Origin of the sequence: Collinsella aerofaciens (assembly GCF_040926265.1) — a bacterium.
Lineage (GTDB): Bacteria > Actinomycetota > Coriobacteriia > Coriobacteriales > Coriobacteriaceae > Collinsella > Collinsella aerofaciens_BB.
Window position 1 is genome coordinate 10,997 of the sequence record NZ_JBCOIL010000018.1, and the last position, 25,582, is coordinate 36,578.

The window sequence follows — 25,582 nt, forward strand, 5'->3', positions numbered from 1 at the left end:
CTTGTGGTGTTGGGGCTGAAAGGGTTAGGCTCGGGGGTTATTTGGTTGTTAGGGTTAGTAGGTCGTTGGGGGTTTTGAGGTTGTAGGTGGCGTTTGGGATGTCTTGGTGTGATCCCCATGCCGCTCTGGCAAAACTGACCCCTGCCGAAGTTGCGCATTGTTCGTCGTAGACGGTGTCGCCAACGTAGACGACGTTGCCAGGATTCGCGCCCGTACGCCGGAGATATTCGAGCATGGGTGCGGGTGCGGGTTTATGTTCGGTTGTGTCTTCGACAAGGATGATGCGCTCAAAATATTTATCGAAACCAAGGGGTGCAATTTCTTTTGCGTATTCGTCGCGCGCACGTGAGGAGACGATGCCAAGTTTGCAGCCGCTATCGGCGAGTGTTGCGATGACTTCAAGCAAACCTGGAAACACGCTGATGGTGCTTTTAAAGCTGGCGGCAACTTGGCACCAGCGATCCAACGTTGCCTGCGAGTAGATTCCGAGTTTCTCAAGGGCATCCTTGCCGGGTATGCCGAGGGCAAATTCAAGCTCGTGTCGGGGGGGGCGTTTTGCCGGTCTCTTCTTGGACAATCTGGACAAGCGATGATAGAACGCTTTCTTCTGTATCTGCCAATGTCCCATCAACGTCAAATACGATATGGTCAAAGTGCTTCATATGATTGCTCCTCTCTGTTGTTTGCCTGCAAGTTTGATGCGGTGACAGAAGAAAGGCTAGCGGGATTTCTGCCTGGTGCTATCGAGATTCTGCCTCGCTGCTCGATAGCTCGAGGGAGTGCATCCCATTTGTTCTTTAAATACCTGGCCAAGATGGCTTGCTGTCGCAAAGCCGCATTGGCGCGCGACTGTCTGGACCGTTCGCGTGGTGTGTGCCAAAAGTTCGCAAGCACGGTTTACGCGGTATGCGCGCAGATATGCCGCCGGGGTCGTTCCTGCGCAAGCTTCGATAATGCGGTAACACTCTCTTTCGCTTACGCCGGCTGCAGATGCCATCTGGGGCACATCTATAGCGGCTGCATAGTTTGCGCGGATATAGTCCAGGATTGCCTTGAACTGTACGTCGCGGTTGGTCATCCAAGAGGCGTTGTCGGAGGAAAAGAGCGGTTCGGCCTTGGCGTAAATCTGAATCCAGAGCTCTGACAAACTATTTCGAAGCGCCATCTCGTTCTGCGGCCGTTGAAGGTCGTGGTTAAAGGAACTCTTTAGCAAATCGATAAAGGGCATATCGTCGGGGTTGGTGGGCGACCATTTGAGCACATCGACGCCTCGACATTGCAGCAAAGGATTGATATAGCGCTTTTGAAGGCGTCCCGCGGGATCGCCGAGCATCGACGGCTGAAAGATATGCAACATTTGAATGGCTGGTGCCGAATTGGGTGATTGCAGCGTGCTGTGCAAAACGCCGCCGTTGATAAAGCCGGCGGACCCTTCCTCAAAGCGTACGTGCTCATGAGCCGCGCGCGTTCGATAGTCAATCGCTCCCTGCTCCATGTAGAAAAGCTCAACTTCGGAATGCCAGTGCCAGGGGACGGAATTGCCCGGATAGCGAGCGAATTCTGCGCGTTCGGCAATATAGGGCCAGTCTTCGGCGGTCTCGGGAAACGCTTCCTCGCGTCCTCCGCGGTGCAATTCTATGTGATCCATGTTTCGCATGGCATCAGTATAAAGCGCGATGGGCTTAGATTGCTCTTGCCTGTTCGGGGAACGCCTTGTCTAGGGATGCTTGGAGCTTTTCGAAGGATGCTCGCAAGTTGTGGCTCTGGTCGGTTGACCGTTTGGCTTTTGTGGTGGGGGAGTCGAGGAGGCCGTTTCTCTGTGTCGGGGGGAAGGAGAAAAGGTTTGCATGATTTAGGGATGGCTGCTGTGCTGCGTCATTGGAAGAATGCATGCTTATGCGGCCTCCTCGATGTCCACCAAAAGGTTGCGCGCGGGGTGTGCTGCTAGGTCCCGTGCGTTGGCTACATTATGCCGCGGGTGCAGATAAGGAAGTGCTAAAGAAAGGCTTAATGAGGTTTGACGTTGCGATGAAACCGCAGGTAAAAGCTATCGAGTAACACTCTTGAAAGGTTTTGAGCTTAAGGGCTTTCTAAGGTTTGTGACGTGGATGTGGCGCGGACGTGCGGAGCGTGTGAATGCTCGCTGTTAGCGCTGCGGCTCTGCGGCGCGCACCTGCTCGATGACCTTTTCCATCGTGGTGTCGATGCGGTCTTTTTTGAGCTCGCATTCCCAGATGGTTATGGGCGTCCAGCCCATTTGAGTGAGTGCTGCCACGGCAGCGTGGTCGCGCTCGACGTTGCGACGGAACTTTGCCTCCCAAAACTCAACGTTGCGCTTGGGCTGGCTGGGGTTGCACTTGGGGCAGCGATGCCAAAAGCAGCCGTTGACGAAGATGGCGATCTTGCGCCCGGGAAAGGCGATATCGGGTTTGCCGGGAACCTTCCATTCCAAGCGATAGCCCGTAAGACCTGCTGCCCGCAGGCGCTGGCGTACGAGCAGCTCGGGCTTGGTGTTGGCGCGCTTGTTACCCTTCATGGACTTTTTTATAGCGGCGCGACGGCGCACGAGTTCACGTTCGTCGGCGGAAAGGTCCGAGGTGTCGATGCCGTCCAGCAGGCCAGGCTTGGGACGCTTTTTGCTGCGGCGCTTCGGTGCGCGCTTGGGTTTGGTGGCGGGCTCGTCGGTCGTGGTGGCCTCGGCGTCGTTGGCAGTGCCGTTGGCCTCAAGCCGATCTTCCTTCAGCTCAATCAGAGCATCGATGAGCCCCTTGTCTGCGGGCATCCATTCCACCGTGGCAAGCGAGGTGCGCGGAATCCAGCGGATATCAAGCTGGCGGTCGTGCTTCTGAGGCTTATCGGATTCATCGGCGAGCGAGCAGTAGTAGCACTCCATGGAGAGATGAAAATCGGGGTAGTCATACTCAACGGTGTAGAAATCGCGCAGGTTGGTGACTTTTACCTGCAGCTCCTCCATAAGCTCGCGGCGTACGGCGTCCTCGGGCGTCTCGCCGCGCATGAGCTTGCCGCCGGGGAATTCCCAAAGTCCCTGCATGTCGCCATAGCCGCGCTGCACGGCCAGTAGCTCGTCGGATCCTTCCTTGCGAATGATCCCAGCGGCAACATGAACAGTCTTCAACAGGAGTCCTCTCTCAACATCAACACGTGACAGGCTAGCTACCCGTACCTTACACAACGGTAAGGCAAGCGTAAGCCATATCGATGGTAGCCGACTCGTCTTCTTGCGACTATAGATGCCGTAGACTAATTGCAAGAAAGGACTCGGTATGCAAACCACGCACATGGCGACCCCGGTACTGGAGGTCGCGCATCTCGAAAAGGTATATGGAGCGCTGGGCAACGTGACCCGCGCGCTCAACGACGTCAGCTTTACCGTCAACCGCGCCGAATTCGTTGGCATCATGGGCGCCTCGGGCTCGGGCAAGTCGACGTTGCTCAACTGCGTCTCGACCATCGATAGCGCCACGAGCGGCACCATCCGCATCAACGGGCAGGACGTAACACGCATGAAGCAGGCTAAGCTTTCGCAGTTCCGCCGCGAGGAGCTCGGCTTTATCTTCCAGGATTCCAACCTGCTCGATACGCTCACGGCGCGCGAGAACATCGCCCTGCCGCTCACCATCGCCCGCACAAACTCGGCAGAGATTTCGACTCGCGTGCAGGATGTGGCCGCGCGCCTGTCCATCAGCCAGGTGCTCGACAAGTATCCCTACCAGATGTCCGGCGGTCAGCAGCAGCGCGTTGCCGCGGCTCGCGCGCTCGTCACCGACCCCACCATGATCATGGCCGACGAGCCCACCGGCGCCCTCGATTCCAAGAGCGCTCGCCTGCTGCTCGAGAGCCTGGAGGCCCTTAACCGCCGCCTGCGCGCCACAGTGCTCATGGTCACGCACGACAGCTTTGCCGCCAGCTACACGAGCCGTGTGCTGTTCATTCGCGACGGCAAGATCTTCACCGAGCTGCGCCGCGGCGACACCGACCGCCGAGAGTTCTTCGACCGCATTATGGAGGTCGTTGCCATGATGGGCGGTGAGGGCTCCGATGCTCTGTAAACTCGCTTGGGGCAACGTCCGCCGCGCCGGCCGCGACTACCTCGTCTACCTTTTGACGCTCACCCTGGGCGCCACGGTCTTCTATGCCTTTAACACCATCTCGATGCAGGTCGACATCGCCGGAATCGATGAAGAGGGCTTGGCGCAGGTTATGGGCAGCATACTCGGCGACCTGACGTACTTTTTGGCCGGTGTCATGGCCTTTTTGATGGTGTACGCCAATAACTTCATCATGAAACGTCGCAAGAAGGAGTTTGGCCTGTACCAGGTGCTCGGCATGGGGCGCGGGCGCGTCGCCACGATCATGGCGCTCGAGACCGTGATAGTATCGGTCGTGGCCTTTGTCGCCGGCATTGTGCTGGGTGTGGGACTCTCCCAGCTCATGACGTTCTTTACGGCCTCGCTCCTTAAGACACAGATCGCCAATTTCCACTTCTTTTTCTCGGTGCATGCGTTCAATCTGACCCTTGCCTGCATGCTCGTAATGTTTGTGCTCACGCTACTGTTGAACCTTCGCGCCGTGCGTCGTACCAAACTCATCGAGCTTATGGGTGCCGAGCGTCGCAACGAGAGCATCAAGACACGCAACCCCTGGATCGCGATTGCCATCTTTGCCGTGGGCGTGGTGCTTGTGGGCGTGGCCTATTACCGTCTGCTACGTGATGGGTTCCCGCTAACCGCGACGGACAGCAAGCTGCAAGAGGCCATGAACCAGTTTGGTATTACGACCGCTATGGTTACCGTGGGCACCTTTGCCCTGTTCTGGGGACTCTCGGGCATGCTCATCAAGCTGCTGCAGAGCCTGCGCAGCGTGTATTGGCGCGGCCTCAATATGTTTACCGTGCGTCAGCTTTCGGCCAAGGTCAATACGGTGTGCTTTTCGATGGGCGTCATCGCGATGATTCTGTTCCTCGCCATCACCTCGGTGACCTGCGGTATGTCGATCGCCAACGTGATGAATGAGAATCTGGAGCGCTATAACCCTGTTGACGTGTCTCAGACGTATGCCTATTACACGCCCGATACGCTCGACTACTACAAAGAGTACATCAATCCGTCTGAAGCCGATCGCATGGTGCTGGCCGATAGTACGGTCGATTTGTACCCCGCACGGCACGGTAAGGGCAAGTCGGCGGGCAACAACGACGAGACCGGCAAGAAGGTCAATATCGCCGATGTTGCCGGTGAGCATGTGCAGATCGATTCGTATCTGAGTTACCCAGTTGGCGGCTCGAATCCTTCGGTGACCCCAAGTGAGATGTGCAAGATCATGGGCGAAAAGCTTCCCAAGGCGTTCGGGGGTAGCAATGCCGATGCGATGGGTCTGTATGTGACGCCGGCGAGTCAGTACAACAAACTGCGTCAGATGATGGGCGAGGAGCCGGTGCACATCGGTCACGACCAGTATCTGCTCACGTGTGATATGGGCGGCGAGCTGGTCGACCTGTACACCAAGTATATGGCTGGCGGCCATGCCCTTACCTTGGGCGGGCATACGCTCAAGCCCGCAACCGATAAGTCGGACGAAGATACGGCGGCCATCGCCAACTCGGCGATGGGCAGTAATGGGGGTACCGTCGTCGTTGCCGACGAGCTGTTGTCCCAACTTAATCTGCAGCCGTATTCCAGTAGCCTGCTCGTTAACTACAAACAGGGGATGGATACGACCGAGGCAGACGAGAGCATTAAATACACTGTGCTCGACAATCTGCTCGTTGACGGCAAGGAGCCGGGGGCGTGGAGAACCTTCAACACGCGCTCCGAGATGTACACGCAAGCAGCGCAAATGAACGGCTTGATTAGCTACCTAGCCATCTACATCGGCTTTGTATTGGTCGTTGCATGCGCGGCGATTCTGTCGATTCAGCAACTCTCCAACGTGGCCGACGGCAGCCGCAGCTATCGTGTGCTGGCACAGATCGGCTGCGACGACCGCCAGATTCGCCATTCGGTGATGGCACAGCAAGCGGTATTCTTCCTGTTCCCGCTGGCAGTGGGCCTGGCGCACTCCTTTGTGGCACTTAAGGTGATCATCGAGTTGGTGAGCATTTTCGGAAATATGAGCATCGGTGGCACCGTGGGCCTCACCTGTGCAATCTTCCTGGCAGCATACGGTGGCTACTTCCTGGTGACCTACCTCATGAGCACCGGCATGGTGCGAGCCGCCATCGCCACCCGCTATAGCGAGTAACTCGTTCAGCTTGGAATTATCGTAGGTTGAGCATAGGTCAGCGAAAACGCCCCTAAGCGAGCAAGGTGACGTGAAAGAGGAGGGAAGCGTACTTCGGTACGCGACCGACGATTGAACGTCAGATTGCCGCTTAGGGGCGTTTGCAGCGTCGAGCCGTTACGCGGTTTGGTAAAACCGCGTAACCCTTCCTCCGCGGCGGTTTTTGCCAATCTGGTGCGTCTCAGATACAAGTGAGTAGACTTTTTTGAACCTGCCGAGCACATCGCGACAAATGATCTATAAAACTGCAGGTCAGAACTGTGGCGTTTTGGGGCGTGCTTGCCCTCCTGCAAAAAGCCTACTCACTTGGTTTTTCTGCTAGAAGACCGCCACGAGGGAAGGCAACTCCCCCGGGTAGTCGTTGGGGACGTTCTTAAACGGCTACCCAAGGAGTGTCCCAAACTGCCGGCAGAAAAGGAGTGTCCCTAACTGCCGCATCAAACGAAAGGGCGCTGACCTTCTGGTCGCGCCCTTGAAGTTGAACGTCAGATTGTCCAAATGCGGCCCGCGCAGCGTCGAGCCGTTACGGCGTTTGGTAAAACGCCGTAACCTACACCCGCTCCGCGATCTCGTGGATGAGGTAGTCGGTCTTTTCCCAGCCCAGGCACGGGTCGGTGATCGATTTACCAAAGACGCCGCCGTCGACCGGCTGGTTGCCGTCTTCCAGGTAGGACTCGATCATAAAGCCCTTGACCAGCTTAGAGATGGACTCGTTGCGGCGGCAGCTGTCGAGCACCTCCTTGCAAATGCGATACTGCTCCAGCGGACGCTTGCCCGAGTTGTCGTGGTTGCAGTCGATGACCGCTGCCGGATTGGCGTAGCCGGCATGCTCGGTATAGCGCTCGGCCAGGCGCTCCAGGTGCTCGTAGTGGTAATTGGGGTAGGTGCGCCCATCGAGACCGATGTAGCCACGCATAACGGCGTGCGCGAGCGGATTGCCGTCGCACTCGACCTCCCAGTTGCGGAAGATAAAGCTCTGGTGCGCCTGCGCGGCGTAAATGGAGTTGAGCATAACGGTGGTAGAGCCGGCAGTGGGATTCTTCATGCCGACGGGTACCGAAATGCCGCTCGACACCAGGCGATGCTCCTGGTTTTCGACCGAGCGCGCGCCGACGGCAACGTAACTCAGCAGGTCAACGAGGTATTGGTAGTTGGACGGATAGAGCATCTCGTCGGCGGTGAAGAAGCCCGTTTCCTCAATAACGCGCAGGTGCATATGGCGGATAGCCTTGACGCCCTCGAGCAGGTCGTCGGGGGCCTCGGGATCGGGGTTATGCAGCAGGCCCTTGTAACCGGTGCCCTTGGTACGCGGCTTGTTGGTGTAGACGCGCGGAATGATGATGAGCTTGTCCTTGACCTCTTCGGCGGTCTTGGCCAGGCGGTTCATGTATTCGAGGACCGAATCCTCGCGGTCGGCAGAGCACGGGCCGATGATGAGCACCTTGCGTGCGTCCTCGCCGGTAAAGACTTTGGCGACCTCGGCGTCAAATGCCTGCTTTTTGGCGGTAAGCTCGGCAGAAAGCGGCATTTCCTCGCGGATCTCCATGGGGATCGGCAGCCTGCGTTTGAATTCCATGGCCATAGGGGCCTCCTCAATCTATAGAAAGAGCAATAAGCGTATTGTCGAGTGCTCGGCATTATCCGCTGTCGCACGCTAAAGTGCAAGCCCTTGCCACCCCGAAACCTGCCAAAAAGGGACAGGTTTATTTTGGCAGGTTTTATCTGGGTAAACGTCGGCGGATGTCGGGAGGGAGTGGCGTCGCGCGGGACCCTAAGGCTATTGTCGGTTCCCCAGGAAACACCCTGCGGGCAAAAAATGCCAAATATGAGTAATGTTGCTAACCTAATAACATATCCGTCTAGCGAGATAATAGACAAAGTGATAAATATGTTCATTAACGTTGGCACGCAGAAGCCTGCTAACGGGCGTTTTGATTAATTTGAAGGCGTATAGAGCCCGCAAAGAGGTCGTTTGAGGCGGTTTTGGCTGTTACTAAAAAGGTAACAGTACTCATATTTGCCCTTTTTTGCCCACGGGGCCTCGAAGGGGCTGTCAATCAGGTCCCAGGGGAGGCGGCTCAAGGGCCGCAGAACAAAAACGGGGGCGCAGGTTGTCCTGCGCCCCCCGTTCTCGGGCGTTATTCGTTCCCTGCGGCAGAATTTACGCCGCCTCGTCGAACTGCGAGTTGTACAGGTCGGCGTAGAAGCCGCCCTGGGCGAGCAACTCGTCGTGCGTGCCCTTCTCGACGATGTCGCCGTCGCGAATTACCAAGATCACGTCGGCGTTGCGGATCGTGGACAGGCGGTGCGCGATAACAAAGCTGGTACGGCCCTGCATCAGCGCATCCATGGCACGCTGAATAAGCTCCTCGGTACGGGTATCGACGTTGGAGGTCGCCTCGTCCAGAATCAGCGCCGGGCGGTCGGCCAAAATGGCACGGGCGATGGTCACGAGCTGGCGCTGACCCTGCGACAGGTTAGTGCCCTCCTCGTTGATCATAAAGTCGTAGCCGCCGGCGAGCCTATGGATAAAGTGGTCGCAACGCGCGGCACGCGCAGCGGCCTCGACCTCGGCATCGCTCGCATCGGGGCGTCCGTAGCGGATGTTCTCGCGGATGGTGCCGTTAAACAGCCAGGTATCCTGCAGTACCATGGCAAACTCGCCGCGCAGTGCCGCACGGTCCCAGTCGCGCACGTCGATGCCCTCGACGCGCAGCGAACCGCCGTCCACGTCGTAAAAGCGCTGCAGCAGCTTAATGAGCGTGGTCTTGCCGGCGCCGGTGGGGCCGACGATGGCGATGGTCTGGCCGGGCTGCGCCTCGCAGCTAAAGTCGTGGATGATGGTCTTGTCGGGCGTGTAGCCAAACTTCACATGGTCAAACTCCACGTGGCCGGGGCGCTTCTCGGGAATCTGCGCGTCGGCCTTCTGCTCCTCCTCGGGCGCGGCCAGGAACTCAAACACACGCTCGGTGGCAGCTGCCATCGACTGCATCGTGTTGCTCACGTTGCCCAGCTGCTGCACGGGTTGCGTAAAGTTGCGCACGTACTGGATAAAGCTCTGGATGTCGCCGGGCGTGGCATTGCCGGTCAGCGCGAGCTGCGCGCCCACCACGACAACGCCCACGTAACCCATGTTGCCCACCAGGCTCATAAGCGGCATCATCAGGCCCGACAGGAACTGCGAACGCCAGCCACTAATAAACAGGCGGTCGTTTTGACGGTCGAACTCCTCGATTGAGGCCTCGGCGCGGTCGAACACCTGAATGACGTTTTGACCGGCAAAGTCCTCCTCGATAATGCCGTTGACGGCGCCCAGGACCTGCTGCTGCTCGCGGAAGTACGGCTGCGAGAAGTGAATCATCACCATCAAGATAATTGCGGCTGCCGGCAGCGTGAGCACGGTGACGCCGGTGAGCGGCAGGCTGATCGACAGCATCATGACGAGCACGCCGATAATCTGCGTGACGGACGTAATAAGCTGCGTCACGCTCTGGTTGAGCGACTGGCCGAGTGTATCGACGTCGTTGGTGATGCGGCTGAGCACATCGCCCTTGCTGTGGCCGTTGAAGTAGCTCATCGGCACGACGGCAATCTTGGCGGCAATCTCCTTGCGCATGCGGTAGCAGATCTTTTGCGTGACACCGGTCATGAGCCAGCCCTGGATCAGGCTGCAGGCAGAGCTCGCCAGATACAGGCAGAGCAAAAAGCCGAGCGTCTTGGCAATCCAGTCAAAGTCGACATCGCCGGTGCCGTTGACCTTGGCAACCAGGCCCTCGAACAGCTTGGTCGTAACCTGACCGAGCACCTTGGGTCCCACAATGTTAAAGATGACCGAGCACACGGCAAAGGCGACGGCGGCAAACACGGCAATCTTGTGCTGGCCGATATAGCCGAGCAGCTGCCTCATGGTGCCCTTAAAGTCCTTGGCCTTTTCGCCGCGACGCATGCCGCCCATGCGGCCCATGGGACCACGCTGGCGGGTGGGTTTGGGAATCTGAGTCTTGGTCTCGTCTGCCATTAGCGCTCGCCTCCTTCCATGACGGCTGCAATTTCTTCTTGGGTAAGCCCCAGCTCCTCGGCGGAAAGCTGCGACTGTGCGATCTCCAGGTACGCCGGGCAGCTGCGCAGCAGCTCCTCGTGCGTGCCGGTGCCCACTACGTGGCCGTCGTCGAGCACGATGATCTGGTCGGCGTGCATGATGGTCGCGATGCGCTGGGCCACGACCACGAGCGCGGCGTCGGTAACGTTTTTGGCCAGCTCCTCGCGTAGGCGCGCGTCGGTCTTGTAGTCGAGGGCACTAAACGAGTCATCGAACACCACGACCTCGGGCTTTTTGGCCAACGCGCGGGCGATGGCCAGACGCTGGCGCTGACCACCCGAAACATTGGAGCCGCCCTGGCTGATAGGGGAGTCGTACCCGTCCTCGCGCTCGGCGATAAAGTCCTCCGCCTGGGCGACGCGTGCTGCCTGGCGCATATCCTCGTCACTCACCATGTCGCCGGCAAACTTGAGGTTGCTCTCGACGGTACCCGAGAATAGACGACCCTGCTGCGGAATATAACCGATGCGGCGGCGCAGCTCGGAAAGTGTCATGTCGCGCACATCGATGCCGTCGAGCGAAATGCTGCCGCCCGTGACGTCGTACAGGCGCGGAATCAGCTGCACGAGCGTGGACTTGCCCGAGCCCGTGGAGCCAATAATGCCGAGCATCTGACCGGCATGCGTGGTGAAGTTCACGCCGCTGATGACGTCGGCGCGGGCATCGGGATACTGGAAGCTCACGTCGCGGAAGGTGAGCTCGCCGCGCGGCGCGCTGGCCGCGGGCAGTTTGGGCGAGACGGGGTCGTTGATGCTGGTGGGGCAAGTGATGACCTCTTCCACGCGCTCGGCTGCGACCTCGGCACGGGGCAGGATAACCGAAACCATGGTGAGGATCATAAACGCCATGACGATCTGCATGGTGTAGGAGATAAACGCCATCATGTTGCCGACCTGCATCACGCCGTCGGACACGCCCTGCGCGCCAAACCAGACGATAAGCACGGTGATGCAGTTCATGACGAGCATCATGAGCGGCATCATAAAGCTCATGGCGCGGTTGGTGTAGAGCTGCGTGGTCATCAGGTCGAGCGAAGCCTTGTCAAAACGCTCGAGCTCATGTTCCTCGCGGTTGAACGAGCGGATGGGCATAAGGCCGTCGAGCAGCTCGCGGGCGGTAAGGTTCACGCGGTCCACAAAGCTCTGCATCTTTTTGAACTTGGGCATGGTGAGGCCCATGAGCACGCCGACGACGGCCGAGACCGCGATGATGGCTACGGCGATGGTCCACTCCAGGCCGGTGTGGTTGGCCAGGACGCGCATGACAGCGACGATGCCCATGACGGGGGCCATCAGGCACATGCGGATAAACAGGGTTGCGGCCATCTGGATCTGCTGAATGTCGTTGGTGCAGCGGGTAATGAGCGAGGCCTGGCTAAACTTGCCCACCTCGGCCGGCGAGAAGTGCATAACCTTGTCGAAGGTCTCGCGGCGCAGGTCGCGGGCGATGGAGCAGGCGGTGCGCGACGCCACGGCACCGGTCAGAATGGTGGCGACGAGCGACACCAGGCACAGCCCAAACATCGTGGTCGCCATGTGGCTCAGGTAGGCGTTCTGCACGTCGGCGGGGTCGATGCCCTGTGCCTTGTACTCGTCCTGTACATAGCTCACGGCGCGCTGGGTGACGATGGAGCCAGACATGGAGCCCATTTTGTCCGCCATTTGGTTGGCGCCCTCGACGAGCTTGCTTTGGTCTACCAGACCGCCCTCGACACCCAGGCGCAGGCTCTTCATGGTGATCTTACCGCCGTCGGCGTCGATCTGCTTTTGCATGCTCTGCGCGGCTGCGGCCTTCTGCTGCATCTCGGCGAGCTGCTCGGGCGTCATCGCTGCCATCTGCTCGGGGGTGGGCATGGCCTGAGCGGCGCCGCCATCGCTTGCCTCGGTGGATGCGCCGGTCATGTCGCCCATGGAGTCGGCGTCAATGCCCTGGTCGAGCGAAAGGACGACAGTCTCGGGCAGGCTCATAATGTCGGCAATCTTGCCTCCATCGGCACGCTCTTCCTCGGTATCCTTATACGTTCGAATGCCATTTTTGTCAGCCTTGCTAAACACGGCCTCCACAGCTTTGGCGTCCTTGGTGCTCATAAAGAGTTCAAGGTCGTCGAGCGATTCGGCGCGGATGGTGTCGGGTACGGGCGAGGCGATGCCGCCTTGCTGCACACCCACGTCGACGATGTCGCTCATATAGGTAGGCAGCGCCAGATCGGCGTTGCAGCTGATTACGATAAGCACGATAGCTGCGAACAGTGCCAGGATATGCTTTTTAAAGAGCTTGAGAATCCTCACTCGGCATCTCTCCTTTCTTGATTGCGGTCGATAATTTCGTTGGCACGCCTAAGAAGGCGCACCATCTCTTGGGTATCTGTTTCGCCGAGCTGCTCGAGGAAAGCCGCGGTGCGGGCCTCGAATTCCCGACGTTTGATTTCGAGATCCTGGAATCCCTTGTCGGTCACTATGACGTGTACGCGACGACGGTCAGTCTTTGAGTGCTCGCGCTCGACCCAGCCCTTGGCTTCGAGGGCGCGCAGAATATTGGCGATGCGGGCGCTCGAGACCCAGGCGCGATCAGCGAGTTCGCTCGGCGTGAGCGAGCCGCCAGCGAGCATGAGGGCGCGCATGACAGCCATCTCGCCGCTGAGGGCTTTGTCCACAAAGCGCGAAACGCGCTGGTGAATGCCGCCAAACTCGGTAAGGAGCTGACGCCCAAGCTCATGGAAATCGGTATCTTCCACCGAAAACCCCTAACACTAGAAACTATTTTCGGTGAAAGATGATACCCTTGCACGCGTGCCCTATGCGGTAGATTTTGGGACATGTCTAGAAAACTACCTTTAGGCGACCTCCGTACACCGTCGGTGCCAGCAAAGTTAGGGGCAGATCGTTAGGCATGTCCTAAAGCCTACTCAGAGGCACTTTACCCTGCTAAAGCTGGCATAACAGCTAGAGCGAACGTCGTACAAAGGCAAGGAAAAATAACATACAAATCGGTGAACGGTAGTTGTTCGCGCTCGCATTTCCTGCGGGTTTGTAAAAAACGCCTTTATGATATAAAAAAAGAAACATATAACAGCCCAGATGGAGAGGGTCGCTATGTTATCCTTCTCAAACGGATGAAATCTTGGGTTTTGGGTTGTAGTTCCAAGGTGGACAAACGTTTTTCCTGCACCAACGTGTGGTGAAGAACGGAAGAAACCGGTAGTGCAAGCCGAAAATTCAAGAATTCAATAAGCAGCGGTGTGAGAGAGCGCCGCATTACACGTAACTAGGAGCGTGGTTACACAATGCAGGAGGCATGGGAAGGCTTCAAGGAAGGTATCTGGACGGGAGAGGTTGACGTCCGAGACTTCATCCAGAAGAACTACACCCCCTACGAGGGCGATGAGTCGTTCCTCGTAGGTCCGACCGAGCGTACCAAGGAGCTGTGGGGCGAGGTTCTCGACCTGCTGCTTAAGGAGCGCGAGCAGGGTGGTGTCCTCGATATGGACACCAAGACCGTCACGGGTATCGTGAGCCACCCCGCTGGCTACATCGATAATGCCCATCGCGACAAGGAGACCATTGTTGGCCTCCAGACCGACAAGCCGCTCAAGCGCGCGCTGCACGTCAACGGTGGTATCCGCATCGCTTGCCAGGCTGCCAGCCAGCACGGCTACAAGGTCGACGAGAACGTTGTCGAGCGCTACACCTTCGAGCGCAAGACCCACAACGCCGGCGTCTTCGATGTTTACACCCCCGAGATGCGTGCTTGCCGCTCGGCTCACATCATCACCGGTCTGCCCGATGGCTATGGCCGCGGCCGCATCATCGGCGACTACCGTCGTGTCGCCCTGTACGGTGTCGACTACCTGATCAAGGACAAGGAGGCCCAGAAGGCTTCCACCCCGACGGTCATGACCGCCGACAACATCCGCGACCGCGAGGAGCTGCAGGAGCAGATCCGCGCCCTCGGCGAGCTCAAAATGATGGCCGAGACCTATGGTTTCGATATTTCCAACCCTGCCACCAACACGCAGGAGGCCATCCAGTGGATGTACTTCGCCTATCTCGCTGCCGTCAAGGAGCAGAACGGCGCCGCTATGTCCATCGGCCGTACCTCTACGTTCATCGACATCTATGCTGAGCGCGACCTTGCCAACGGTACCTTCACCGAGGAGCAGATCCAGGAGTTCGTGGATCACTTCATCATGAAGCTCCGCATGGTCAAGTTTGCCCGTACCCCCGAGTACCAGGCCCTGTTCACCGGCGACCCGCAGTGGGTCACCGAGTCCATCGGCGGCATGGGTGTCGACGGCCGTACGCTCGTTACCAAGATGAGCTACCGCTACCTGCACACGCTCGAGAACATGGGCACCAGCCCCGAGCCCAACATGACCGTTCTGTGGTCGACCCGTCTGCCCGAGAACTTCAAGAAGTTCTGCGCCAAGACTTCCGTCGCCAGCTCCTCGATCCAGTACGAGAACGACGACCTCATGCGCGTCTATCACGGCGACGACTACGGCATTGCCTGCTGCGTGTCCTCCATGCGCATCGGCAAGGAGATGCAGTTCTTCGGCGCTCGCGCCAACCTGGCCAAGTGCCTGCTGTACGCACTCAACGGCGGTGTTGACGAGGTCTCCAAGAAGCAGGTCGGCCCCAAGTATCGCGCCGTCGAGGGCGATACGCTCGATTACGACGACGTTGTGGCCAAGTACAACGACATGATGAAGTGGCTTGCTGGCGTGTACGTCAACTCGCTGAACATCATTCACTACATGCACGACAAGTATTGCTACGAGCGCATCCAGATGGCTCTGCACGACAAGCACGTGCACCGCTGGTTCGCTACGGGCATCGCTGGCCTTTCCGTCGTGGCTGACTCCCTGTCCGCTATCAAGTACGCCAAGGTCCACCCCGTCCGTGACGAGAACGGCATCATCGTCGACTTTGAGACCGAGGGCGAGTTCCCCAAGTACGGTAACGACGACGACCGCGTCGACCAGATCGCTCACGACGTTGTGCACCAGTTCATGGAGTACATCCGCATGAACGACACCTACCGCAACTCCGTGCCCACGACCTCGGTTCTGACCATTACCTCCAACGTCGTGTACGGTAAGAAGACCGGCTCCACGCCCGACGGCCGCAAGGCTGGCCAGCCGTTCGCCCCGGGTGCTAACCCCATGCACAAGCGCGATAGCCATGGCGCCATCGCTTCGCTGTCTTCGGTTTCCAAGCTCCCGTTCCGCGATGCTCAGGACGGCATCTCCAACACCTTCTCCATCATCCCGAGTGCGCTCGGCAAGGAGGACCAGGTGTTCTTTGGCGATATCGACCTTGATCAGCTGGGCGAGTAACTATTGTTAGTGCTATACTAACAATAACGATTACTGATTAGTGCGCCGGTTTCGGCCGGCGCCTATCGATCGAAGGAGACACATTATGAAGGTTTCTGAAGTTTCCGAGACTCAGGCCGATAACCTGGTCCACATGCTCGACGCTTACGCCGAGAAGGGTGGCCACCACCTGAACATCAACGTCTTCAACCGTGAGACGTTGCTCGACGCTCAGGCTCACCCCGAGAAGTACCCGCAGCTGACCATCCGCGTTTCCGGCTATGCCGTGAACTTCCACACGCTCACCAAGGAGCAGCAGGACGAGGTCATTGCGCGTACCTTCCACAACAAGTTCTAAAGGGGTTTAACTCCCGCAGGATCGCCGGGGCTGTTTGGGCCACCTCCCAAAACGTCCTCGGACATGCAAAGGGCTCCGCTGCGCGCTTCGCGCGGCGGAGCCCTTTGCGTCCTGCGGAAATGTTTTGGAAAGTAACCCAAAGCGGCCCGGCGGGGGTCCTGTGTAGTCACCCTTTAGGCGGAACTCTCCTAATTAGTTGGATGAGTCGTTTACTTACTTGTGCTGTTACCGTCTTCCCGCTGTTGTTGGGGTATGCTTTGTTCGTATGTAAACGTATGACATGTTGATGGGGGAGGGTGCTATGGCTCGCGAGAGTGCTCGTTCTAAGGATACGGCTAAGCCTGGCATCAAGGAAGTTGCGGCGGTGGCGGGGGTTTCGCCTACTACGGTATCTCGCGTGCTTAATAATCGCGGCTATATTAGCCAAGAGACCCGCGATAAGGTCCATGCCGCGATGGAGCGCATCAACTATACGCCCAACGATATCGCCCGTGCCATGCTCAACGGTCGCCTGAATCTTATCGGTATGATCGTTCCCTTTGTGAGCAGCCCGTTCCATGCTCAGGTTGTGCAGGCGGTCGAGCGCACGTTAGCGGAAAACGGCTTTAAGATGTTGCTGTGCAACAGCGCCAATCGACCCGATCTTGAGCGTTCCTATATTGACATGCTCCGCCGCAATATGGTCGACGGTGTCATCGTCAACTCCCTCAATATCGGTGCCGAGGCATATGCCGAGATGGGCTTGAGCCTGGTTGGCATCGACTGCGATCTTGGCGAGGGCTCTGTCCAGATTGCAAGTGACAGCTATGGCATCGGCGAGCTCGCCACGCGCCGTCTGATTGATGACGGCTGCAGGCGTATCCTGTGCCTGCGCAGCAATAGCCGCATGCGCATGCCTGCCAATAAGCGTACCGATGCCTACCTCGATGTTGTTGAGCAGGCCGGTTTGTCCGCGCTTGTCCGTGAGGTTGAGTTCGTTAAGCCCGACGACGAAAAGGGCGCGGTCGTTGCGAAGATCCTCGATGAGAACCCCGATATTGACGGCATCTTTGCGGGAGACGATACGATGGCGGCCATCTGTCTCAACGTGATGAAGCAGCGCGGCTTGAGCGCTCCGGACGATATTAAGGTCGTGGGCGCGGATGGTGCCCGCCGAACTATGACGTTTATGCCTGACTTAACAACCGTACGTCAAGATATCGATCGCATCGGAGAGCTCGCGGCGCAATCCATCATCGCTCTTATTAACGGCGATAATCCCGAATCGAATATCAAGCTCCCCGTTGAACTCATTGAGGGCAAAACCGCGTAGTTCATCCCGTGCCAAAAGAAATCCTCAAACGCCTCTGATGACCGTTCACCGGCATATGTCAACCGTTTGCCGACGACTGGAACTGCGAAAAGACGTATTGGTGTGAAAACGTTTGACATATGAAAACGATTGACATATCTTGCCATTGTACCGAGTTAGTATGTCGTGGAAAGGAAGTCTCGGATGCACAAGGTGTATTACCAGCCTGAGGGAATTTGGGTAGGCGACATCATGCCGTACGGCGAGGACGGCACGTTCTATCTCTATCATCAGCGTGACACGCGTAACCCCGAACCTTTCGGAGAGCCGTTTGGCTGGGCACTCGCTACGACCAAGGATTTCGTCAACTACAAGGACTTTGGCGAGAGCCTTGAGCGTGGCGGCGACGAGGAAGTCGACCAGTACATTTATGCCGGCACGGTGTTTAAGGTGGGCGACAAGTACCATGCGCTCTACACTGGTTGCAATCGCGATAAGGTCCGCGCACGTTTGATGAAGCAGGTTCTTCTTCACGCAACGAGCGACGACGCCGTCAAGTGGGAGAAGAACATCGCCGAGACGCTGCTTCCGCCCCAGGAGGGTTACGATGACCGCAACTGGCGCGATCCCTTTGTGCTTTGGGATGAGGAGAACGAAGAGTACATGCTCATCCTCGGCACGCGTGTGGGCGAGGACAAGCGTCTGATGACCGGCCGCCTGGTCAAGTTCACCTCCAAGGATCTGACCAACTGGGAGTTCCAGGGCGACTGGTGGAATCCGGGCCTGTACACCATGTTTGAGATGCCTGATCTCTTTAAGATGGGCGACTGGTGGTACCTCGTCTTTTCCGAGTACAGCGACGGCAACAAGACCCGTTACCGCATGTCCAAGTCCATCAACGGTCCTTGGATTACCCCCGCTGACGACTCCTTCGACGGCCGCGCGTACTACGCCGCTCGCACCGCATTCGATGGCGAGCGTCGCGTTCTCTTTGGTTGGGTTCCTACGCGTGACGAGGGCGGCGACCCCAGCTCTTACCTATGGGGTGGCACCTTTATGCCCCTCGAGATCGTTCAGCGTGCCGACGGAACGCTCGGCACCAAGCTCCCCGACAGCATGCTTGGCGCCTTTGGCGAGGCTAAGGCAGTCGAGACCTTTGAGCTTTCCTGCGAGTCGGGCAAGGTCGAGCAGGTGCTCGCCGCAGATGCCGGCTCCACCTACTTGCTCGATGCCGACATTGAGCTCGGCGGTAACGCTGCCGGCTTCTCGGTCAAGTTCGCCGAGGACGCCGAGACCGGTCTTGCCTATGAGTTCCGCGCCAACCTGCGCGAGGGCAAGCTCGAGTTCGCGCCGGCTCCCCAGTACCCGTGGTTCCAGGTCAACAACATGGGCCTCGAGCGTCCGTTGTTCTTTAAGGGCGAGGGCACTCACCATGTGCGTCTGGTCGTCGACGACGACATCGCGACCATCTTTGTCGATGACGTTGCGCTCAACGCTCGCTTCTGCAACAAGCAGGGCCAGGGTGTGGCGCTTACCGTCACCGACGGTGCGCTCAAGTGCGCAAACGCAACGATCGCGTCTCTGTAGCGGCAACGAACCGTTTTATGATTTAGAAAAGGAATGGAGAGGAACATGGACTACAAGGCAGTGTCCCAGCAAGTCGTCGACAACGTCGGCGGACTGGAGAACATCGAGGGCGCCACGCATTGCGTGACCCGTCTGCGTCTGGTGCTCAAGGATACGAGCAAATACAACAAGGCCGAGCTCGAGAACATCGATGGCGTCAAGGGCGTGCTGTACAACAGCGGCCAGCTCATGATCATCTTCGGTACCGGTACCGTCAACAAGGTTTACGATGAGTTTATGGCTCTGACGGGCGTTAAGGAGATCAGCGCTTCCGAGGTCAAGGGCGCCGAGGCGGACAAGAAGGGCAAGTTCTTCTCGGTCCTCAAGGTATTCTCGGACATCTTTATCCCCATCATTTCCGCCTTCGTCGGCGCTGCAATCATCATCGGCCTTAAGTCGCTGATCGTTGCCAACGGCCTCTTTGGCATGGAAGGCAGCCTCGCCGATCACAGCGAGTTCCTCAAGAACCTCGCAAGCTTCTTTGCCATTATCGCCACCACGTTCGACTACCTGCCTGTCCTGGTTATGTACAGCGCGGTCAAGCGTTTTGGCGGTAACCCGATCCTGGGCATCCTCGTCGGTATCGTCATGGTTCACCCGAGCCTTATGAACCGCAATACGTTCGTTATGGACCCGACGGGTGCTGAGTACTGGAACTTCGGTCCGCTATCCATTCCCATGGTTGCTTTCCAGGGCGGTGTGTTCCCCGCAATCCTGACTGCCTGGTTTATGGCCAAGGTCGAGAAGATTGCCCAGAAGTACATCCCCGAGGTCGTTTCGTTCGTCTTTGTCCCGACCGTTACCCTGATTCTTGCTAACGTTGCCCTGTTCACCGTGTTCGGCCCGCTCGGCAACCTGATCGGTGACGTCCTCGCCGGCGTAATCGATATCCTGTACAACAGGATGGGTGTCTTTGGTGCCTTTGTCTTCGCCGCGTTCCTGCAGCCGCTCGTCGTTACCGGTACGCATCAGTTCATCCAGGGTATCGAGGCAAACCTTGTTGCCACGACTGGCTTCAACTACATCCAGGCCATCTGGTCGGTTTCCATCATCGCCCAGGGCGGCGGCGCCATCGGCATGTACCTCATTCATAAGAAGCATTCCAAAGAGCGCAACATCTGCATGTCGTCCTTTATCCCGACGCTGGTCGGTATCTCCGAGCCCGCTATCTTTGCTGCAAACATGCGCTACTCGATTATTCCGTTCATCTGCGCATGCATCGGTGCAGGCTGCGGCGGTGCCTTCGTGAAACTCTTTGAGGTGCGCGCTATCGGTCAGGGTCTGACCGGCGTTCTCGGCCTGCTCATCGTCACGCCCGAGACCCTCGTGTGGTATGTGGCTGGTAATCTTATCGCCTTTATCGTGCCGATCGTCTTGATCTTTGCCTACAACAAGGCAAAGGGCGTTCCGACCACCGATGAAGAGGGCGCTGGTGCTGGCTTCGATGTCAGCTTCTAGTTGAGCCGTTCAGCGTAATGTGCGGATAAGTCCATTTGAGGAAGGGCGCTCGGCTCGTGCGAGTCGAGCGTCCTTCCCTATAGACGAGAAAGTCAATGGCGATGTTTAATCAAAAAAATAAGGTGACACGCGCGGACTATGAGCAGTGGCGTGCCGGACAGGATGAGACGGCTGGTCGCATCGCGTCCGACCCCGATAGGCTCCTGTTCCATGTGGAGCCTGAGCTTGGCTGGCTCAACGACCCCAACGGTTTGGTTCAGATTGGTGATACGTATCACATCTATCATCAATACGATCCGTTCGATGCTGCGCATGGCGGTCCAGTGCTTTGGAACCATCTGACGACAAAGGATTTTGTGACGTACGAGAATCACGGCCCTGTGCTGTTCCCCGATTCCGATTTGGATTCGAACGGAGCGTATTCTGGTTCTGCCTTTGTACGCGATGGCAAGATTCACTACTTCTATACCGGCAACGTCAAGCATTTTGACCGCGATGATTACGACTACGTGTTGACGGGCCGTGAGCAAAACCAGATTCATATGGTTGCCGAGAATCCCGACGAATTGGGCGAGAAGTGCATAGCTGTTGGACCGGTCAATTACCCCGACGATATCGGTACGCACGTGCGCGACCCCAAGATCCTTGAGCACGATGGTATCTACTACATGGTTCTGGGCGCTCGTATGAAAGACGACCGTGGCTGCGTGCTTGTCTATACCTCGCGCAATCTTGAGGACTGGAGCTATGCGACGCGCATTGAGTTGGGCGAGAAGTTTGGCTTTATGTGGGAGTGCCCCGATCTGTTTGAGCTCGATGGCGAGCTTATTCTCGTTTGCTGTCCGCAGGGTGTGCCTGTCGATGGTTGGCGTTACCGCAATCCGCATCAGTGCGTGTGGTTCCCCATCGAGGCCGATTGGGAGGCGCCGAGCTTTAAAATCGTCGGGCAGGGCATGCCCCCGATGGTCGATGCCGGTTTTGATTTCTATGCTCCGCAGTCCTTTGAGGATGCTGCAGGCCGGCGTTTGATGATCGGATGGTCGGGTTGCCCCGATGCGACGGCAGAAAACCCGACGGTGGCGCGCGGGTGGCAGTGCGCGTTGACGGTGCCGCGAGAGCTGAGCATGCGCGATGGTAAGCTCTGCCAGCAGCCGGCGCACGAGATTGAGAGGATGCGCGGCGACTGCGTTCGCGCGACAGGCGGTGAAACCGTTGAGGAGCCGGGACGCCTGTTTGATCTTGTGGTTTCCTGTGAGGGCGCCAAGATGGTCGAGCTCGAAATCCGCAAGGGTGTCTTTGTACGTTATGCGGACGGGATGCTTACCCTCGACATGGGTGACGAAGGCTATGGGCGCGACCAAAGGTCGATCGAGCTCAGCGAGCTTCGCGACCTGCGCGTGCTTTCGGACACTACGATGGTCGAGATTTTTGCCAACAGCGGCGAGGCGGCACTTACGAGCCGTACCTATTCGCCGGCGGTTTCGGCGATGGGGTTGCATGCCGAGGGTGCGGCGTCGATGGATTTCTACCGCCTCGCGCATTAACCGTGCGTGGAGCACGATTGGACTTGCCGGGTGGAATGTGTCGCAGTTGCCGCAGCGAACTACCGTTTATCGTGTATAGCTACCGTTTGCGGAGTAAGTAACACTCATTTATAAACCGTGTAAAATCTCAGTTAAGCACGGAGTTTTCCAGGGAGACGCTGTCCTTTGCTATGTGCAAGGGACGGCGTCTCTTTGGCGCTTGGAGGCCGTTCTGCAGCAGGACGGCGGACGTGCGTCACATATTAAAAAGCCAATTTCGAGATGGGTCGTGATAAGAATGGGCAAGTACGTAATCGTGGTTGAATCTGGGTCGGATGTGACGCCGGAGCTCTGCGAGCGCTACGGCATCGTGCGCGTGCCCATGCATGTCACGATTGGTGACGAGACCGTCGAGGACGGTTCGATCGATCCGCTCGAGATTTATTCACGCTGCAACGAGTTTGGCGTAATGCCCAAGACCAGCGGCTGCGCGCCTGCGGATTTTGCTCACGTGTACGACCGTATCCACGCCGAGCAGCCCGATGCGACCATTCTGCATCTTGCGTATTCCGAGGCCACGACCTGCTCGCATCAATCATCGAAGATCGCCGCCAAGGGCCGCGACTACGTCTACTCCATGGACACGCGTTTTGTCTCGGTGGGCCAGTCGCTCGTTGTCGTCGAGACCGCCAAGTATATCGAAGCCCATCCAGATGCTACCGTCGACGAGATCTTTGCTTTTACGAATTCCGTCATGGACCGCGTGCTGCTGGGCTTTGTTCCTACCGACCTAGTCTTCCTTAAGGCGGGCGGTCGTCTGTCCAACGTGGCATTCCTTGGCGCCCACCTGCTCAAGATTAAGCCCTGCATTGAGGTGACGGGCGGTAAGTTTGTGGCGACCAAGAAGTTTCGCGGCTCTATGCTCAAGTGCGCCCGTGCCTTTATTGACCACATGGTTGCGAAAGGCGAGATCGACTACTCGCACATTGGCCTGGCGTATTCGGTGGGCCTTTCCCAGGAGCTGCGCGACGACATGGAAGTCTATGCGCACGACCTGGGCTTTAAGGACGTTGCCTGGACTCAGGTCGGCGGTGTCATCTCGAGCCATTGCGGCCCGACCGCCTTCGGTGCGGTGCTCACGCTTAAAGCGTAAGGCCTGGCGTCTATCGATTTCTATTGCCTCGGCGGCGGGCGGGTTGCGACAACCTTCCCGCCGCTCTTGCGTGGGGCCAAATAGAACAACCCAATTGACCGCTATACCGTTTCGCCATCATGCATATGGGCTAGAATGACTCTGGCATTTATGTAGCTAAAACCAATGAGAGGCAAGGTAGCGGGAATGGCTGAGATGACGCTCGAGGGTGTGGACGCTCGTCCCGAGGACTCTGCGTTTGCCCTGGGCCGCGTGCATTCGATTGAGACGATGGGAACGGTCGATGGACCCGGCATCCGCTTTGTGGTGTTTGTTCAGGGCTGCCCCATGCGCTGTGCGTATTGCCACAACCCCGATACCTGGTCGGTGAACGGCGGCACCATGGTGACCGTCGAGCACCTGATGGACGAGTTCCAGAGCAACCATGAGTTTTACCGCAGCGGTGGTATTACGGTATCCGGCGGCGAGCCGCTCCTGCAGCCCGCGTTTTTAGCCGACCTGTTCCGCGCCATGCACAACAACCCCGATGGTCGCGTGCACACCTGCTTGGATAGCTGCGGCTATGCGTTCGACCCCGCGCATCCCGAGAAGTTCGATGCCGTACTCAACGAGACCGATATGGTGCTGCTCGACATTAAACACGCCGATCCCGTCGAGCATAAAAAGCTGACCGGTTGCGATCCCGCACGCATTCTGGCGTTTGGTGATGAGCTCGCGCGTCGCAAGATTAAGGTCGTTATCCGCCACGTGGTGGTGCCGGGCATTACCGATACGGTTGAGGAGTGCGAGGCACTCGGTCGTCTAATCGCCCCGTGGCATAACGTGGTCGGTCTGGAAATGCTGCCGTATCACACGATGGGTGTCGTCAAGTACGAGCAGCTGGGGATTCCCTATAAGCTCGAGGGCGTTCCACAGATGGATACCGCGCGCATGCCCGAGCTGCGCAGCGCCGTCATGACGGGCATGAAAAAGCGCCGCGCGGAACTCAAAAACGCCATCGGCTAGCGAGTCATTTTCGCCCCCAAGGGCACTCATTGGGGACAGACTTAAATGAGTGCCCCCGGGCACCTAGTTGATTGCTAAAGAGCCCCGTCAAGTTGCGGTGGAATAGCTCTTGTTTTTCGGCTTATGCCGCCCAAACAGGAACTATTTCACCGTAAGTGCAATTTGGGTAGAGATGCGCAACAGAATCGTGCCATTTGGATAAATACGCTTGTGGTTTCTTTAAAGACACCTTAAACGCCGCTGAATATCTTTGGAAAGAAATGCCTGCTCGGTATTATGCTGCTCGTATATAAACGGTAGCAGTCAGGAGACCACGTGCGAAGCAACGCATCGCGGGACGAGTATGTGCCGCAGCATGGCAGCAGATATGAGACGAAGGGCACGCCTTCGCGTGGCCTCGCTGACGTTCGCATCCGCGTGATGAAGATTGCCGCCGTTGGGATGCTAACGTTGGCGGTTATTATCCTCGGAATTACCGCCAAAACCTACGCGTCGGAGCGAATGGCACACTCAGATGCGTCAACGGTACAGACGCAAAACAAAAAGGTCTCTGAATCTAAAGCCACCGCAAGTCAAACCCTGTCGACAGCGAGCCTTAAGACGAGGCTTTCGAAGGCGGACTTTAACGATATCCCCTCAGGCGATACCGTGCAGACCTTCTCACTGGTTGATGACCAGATCACCGCCCTGGAGGATGGGAGCCTCGCCGCGCTCCAAGATGTCCTTGATCAGGCCCAGGAATTGGGCGATGTGGGCGTGGTGTTTTACGATCTGTCGAGCGGCAAGGGCGTGACGTATAACGCCGATGTCGAGGTTTACGGCGCGAGTAGCTACAAGGCACTCTATGCGTTGTACATCTGCGAATCCCTGGTCGAGACGGGTCAGGTCTCACTCGATGATTCCCTTGGCACCTATGGTGGCTATAACATGGGCTGGCAGACGGTGCGCGACCTAATCGAGGCCGCGGTCGTTAATTCGGATAACGATTCGTTTATTGCGTTACGCGCGGCGTTTGACCATGCCGGTTACGAGGATTGGATTGTCAGTCTTGGCATCGATTACGATACCGCGCTCGATCCGATGAGTGATTTTCCCACTTATTGCCCGCGCACTTCTGCTAGGTTATGGCGTGAGATGAGCGAGTATCTGAGCACGGATACCGAGACTTCACAGTGGTTGTCGGGCCTTCTGGCATCAACATCGCGCTCGTTTATTCGCGATGGCATTGCGGACGATCAGGTCTCGGTGCGCAACAAGGCAGGCTGGATCAGCGAGGACGGTTGCTATTCGACATGTGATGCCGGACTGATCGACGTCGACGGCCATAGCTATGTCATGAGCATCATGACATCGATGCCGTGGAGCGACCGCTCGAGCGAGGTTACGGCTGCGATTGCAAAGGCTCTGTTTGATACGCGAGCTGCGCTGGCCTAGCGTGTTCGTTTGACGAGGTCA

General features: G+C 57.7%; 19 protein-coding genes. 11 read left to right on the forward strand and 8 right to left on the reverse strand.

Annotated elements, in window-relative coordinates; genetic code table 11:
- Positions 1-37: 37 nt before the first annotated feature.
- The 4 genes from AB5767_RS06485 to vsr form a co-directional block, all read right to left on the reverse strand.
- A complete protein-coding gene (locus tag AB5767_RS06485) occupies positions 38-586 on the reverse strand; it encodes an HAD family hydrolase (protein ID WP_368132079.1) in 549 nt (182 codons plus the stop codon).
- On the reverse strand, positions 531-662 hold the full coding sequence (locus AB5767_RS06490; protein ID WP_368132080.1) for an HAD hydrolase-like protein: 132 nt from the start codon (positions 660-662) through the stop codon (positions 531-533). Before AB5767_RS06490 ends, AB5767_RS06485 begins: the two co-directional genes overlap by 56 nt.
- Positions 663-718: 56 nt before the next feature.
- Positions 719-1,648, reverse strand: coding sequence for an AraC family transcriptional regulator (locus tag AB5767_RS06495; protein ID WP_158566328.1), 930 nt, complete (start codon positions 1,646-1,648; stop codon positions 719-721).
- Between the two features lie 498 nt (positions 1,649-2,146).
- Positions 2,147-3,136, reverse strand: a complete 990-nt coding sequence (vsr, locus tag AB5767_RS06500) for a DNA mismatch endonuclease Vsr (protein WP_368132081.1) — start codon at positions 3,134-3,136, stop codon at positions 2,147-2,149.
- Positions 3,137-3,284: 148 nt separating this feature from the next.
- On the opposite strand from vsr, the gene AB5767_RS06505 reads away from it, so the two are divergent.
- Together AB5767_RS06505 and AB5767_RS06510 are read left to right on the forward strand one after the other, a co-directional pair.
- Positions 3,285-4,070, forward strand: coding sequence for an ABC transporter ATP-binding protein (locus AB5767_RS06505; RefSeq protein WP_138374606.1), 786 nt, complete (start codon positions 3,285-3,287; stop codon positions 4,068-4,070).
- A complete protein-coding gene (locus tag AB5767_RS06510) occupies positions 4,060-6,261 on the forward strand; it encodes an FtsX-like permease family protein (protein ID WP_368132082.1) in 2,202 nt (733 codons plus the stop codon). The genes AB5767_RS06505 and AB5767_RS06510 overlap by 11 nt, the downstream gene beginning before the upstream one ends.
- A 589-nt stretch (positions 6,262-6,850) precedes the next feature.
- Here the strand turns inward: AB5767_RS06510 and AB5767_RS06515 are convergent.
- From AB5767_RS06515 to AB5767_RS06530, 4 genes are all read right to left on the reverse strand, one after another.
- Entirely contained in the window at positions 6,851-7,882 is a 1,032-nt protein-coding gene (locus AB5767_RS06515) for a 3-deoxy-7-phosphoheptulonate synthase (RefSeq protein ID WP_117635771.1), read from the reverse strand.
- Between the two features lie 579 nt (positions 7,883-8,461).
- Positions 8,462-10,318, reverse strand: coding sequence for an ABC transporter ATP-binding protein (locus AB5767_RS06520; protein WP_368132083.1), 1,857 nt, complete (start codon positions 10,316-10,318; stop codon positions 8,462-8,464).
- Positions 10,318-12,687, reverse strand: coding sequence for an ABC transporter ATP-binding protein (locus AB5767_RS06525; RefSeq protein WP_368132084.1), 2,370 nt, complete (start codon positions 12,685-12,687; stop codon positions 10,318-10,320). The genes AB5767_RS06520 and AB5767_RS06525 overlap by 1 nt, the downstream gene beginning before the upstream one ends.
- Positions 12,684-13,133, reverse strand: a complete 450-nt coding sequence (locus tag AB5767_RS06530) for a MarR family winged helix-turn-helix transcriptional regulator (RefSeq protein WP_368132865.1) — start codon at positions 13,131-13,133, stop codon at positions 12,684-12,686. Before AB5767_RS06530 ends, AB5767_RS06525 begins: the two co-directional genes overlap by 4 nt.
- A gap of 549 nt (positions 13,134-13,682) precedes the next feature.
- Here AB5767_RS06530 and pflB point away from each other — a divergent pair.
- The 9 genes from pflB (at position 13,683) to AB5767_RS06575 (ending at position 25,561) form a co-directional block, all read left to right on the forward strand.
- Complete coding sequence (pflB, locus tag AB5767_RS06535; RefSeq protein WP_195543963.1) at positions 13,683-15,734, forward strand: formate C-acetyltransferase; 2,052 nt, start codon at positions 13,683-13,685, stop codon at positions 15,732-15,734.
- Between the two features lie 85 nt (positions 15,735-15,819).
- Positions 15,820-16,071, forward strand: a complete 252-nt coding sequence (gene grcA3 / locus AB5767_RS06540) for an autonomous glycyl radical cofactor GrcA3 (RefSeq protein ID WP_117746636.1) — start codon at positions 15,820-15,822, stop codon at positions 16,069-16,071.
- Between the two features lie 301 nt (positions 16,072-16,372).
- Complete coding sequence (locus AB5767_RS06545; RefSeq protein WP_229090598.1) at positions 16,373-17,383, forward strand: LacI family DNA-binding transcriptional regulator; 1,011 nt, start codon at positions 16,373-16,375, stop codon at positions 17,381-17,383.
- Between the two features lie 183 nt (positions 17,384-17,566).
- Entirely contained in the window at positions 17,567-18,949 is a 1,383-nt protein-coding gene (locus tag AB5767_RS06550) for a family 43 glycosylhydrolase (protein ID WP_368132085.1), read from the forward strand.
- Positions 18,950-18,994: 45 nt separating this feature from the next.
- Positions 18,995-20,446 (forward strand): PTS transporter subunit EIIC, encoded by a 1,452-nt coding sequence (locus AB5767_RS06555; RefSeq protein WP_368132086.1) that lies wholly within the window; start codon positions 18,995-18,997, stop codon positions 20,444-20,446.
- Between the two features lie 101 nt (positions 20,447-20,547).
- On the forward strand, positions 20,548-21,990 hold the full coding sequence (locus AB5767_RS06560) for a glycoside hydrolase family 32 protein (protein ID WP_368132087.1): 1,443 nt from the start codon (positions 20,548-20,550) through the stop codon (positions 21,988-21,990).
- 277 nt (positions 21,991-22,267) lie between these two features.
- Positions 22,268-23,122 (forward strand): DegV family protein, encoded by an 855-nt coding sequence (locus AB5767_RS06565; protein ID WP_368132088.1) that lies wholly within the window; start codon positions 22,268-22,270, stop codon positions 23,120-23,122.
- A gap of 186 nt (positions 23,123-23,308) precedes the next feature.
- Positions 23,309-24,127, forward strand: a complete 819-nt coding sequence (gene pflA / locus AB5767_RS06570; RefSeq protein ID WP_368132089.1) for a pyruvate formate-lyase-activating protein — start codon at positions 23,309-23,311, stop codon at positions 24,125-24,127.
- Positions 24,128-24,442: 315 nt separating this feature from the next.
- On the forward strand, positions 24,443-25,561 hold the full coding sequence (locus AB5767_RS06575; RefSeq protein ID WP_368132090.1) for a serine hydrolase: 1,119 nt from the start codon (positions 24,443-24,445) through the stop codon (positions 25,559-25,561).
- The last annotated feature ends 21 nt before the right edge of the window (positions 25,562-25,582 follow it).

Coding starts and splice junctions, on each gene's coding strand:
- AB5767_RS06550 (WP_368132085.1), top strand. CDS start 17,567: ATGCACAAGGTGTATTACCAGCCTGAGGGAATTTGGGTAGGCGACATC.
- pflB (WP_195543963.1), top strand. CDS start 13,683: ATGCAGGAGGCATGGGAAGGCTTCAAGGAAGGTATCTGGACGGGAGAG.
- AB5767_RS06545 (WP_229090598.1), top strand. CDS start 16,373: ATGGCTCGCGAGAGTGCTCGTTCTAAGGATACGGCTAAGCCTGGCATC.
- grcA3 (WP_117746636.1), top strand. CDS start 15,820: ATGAAGGTTTCTGAAGTTTCCGAGACTCAGGCCGATAACCTGGTCCAC.
- AB5767_RS06515 (WP_117635771.1), bottom strand. CDS start 7,882: ATGGCCATGGAATTCAAACGCAGGCTGCCGATCCCCATGGAGATCCGC.
- AB5767_RS06565 (WP_368132088.1), top strand. CDS start 22,268: ATGGGCAAGTACGTAATCGTGGTTGAATCTGGGTCGGATGTGACGCCG.
- AB5767_RS06490 (WP_368132080.1), bottom strand. CDS start 662: ATGAAGCACTTTGACCATATCGTATTTGACGTTGATGGGACATTGGCA.
- AB5767_RS06505 (WP_138374606.1), top strand. CDS start 3,285: ATGCAAACCACGCACATGGCGACCCCGGTACTGGAGGTCGCGCATCTC.
- AB5767_RS06510 (WP_368132082.1), top strand. CDS start 4,060: ATGCTCTGTAAACTCGCTTGGGGCAACGTCCGCCGCGCCGGCCGCGAC.
- AB5767_RS06520 (WP_368132083.1), bottom strand. CDS start 10,318: ATGGCAGACGAGACCAAGACTCAGATTCCCAAACCCACCCGCCAGCGT.
- pflA (WP_368132089.1), top strand. CDS start 23,309: ATGGCTGAGATGACGCTCGAGGGTGTGGACGCTCGTCCCGAGGACTCT.
- AB5767_RS06555 (WP_368132086.1), top strand. CDS start 18,995: ATGGACTACAAGGCAGTGTCCCAGCAAGTCGTCGACAACGTCGGCGGA.
- AB5767_RS06495 (WP_158566328.1), bottom strand. CDS start 1,648: ATGGATCACATAGAATTGCACCGCGGAGGACGCGAGGAAGCGTTTCCC.
- AB5767_RS06560 (WP_368132087.1), top strand. CDS start 20,548: ATGTTTAATCAAAAAAATAAGGTGACACGCGCGGACTATGAGCAGTGG.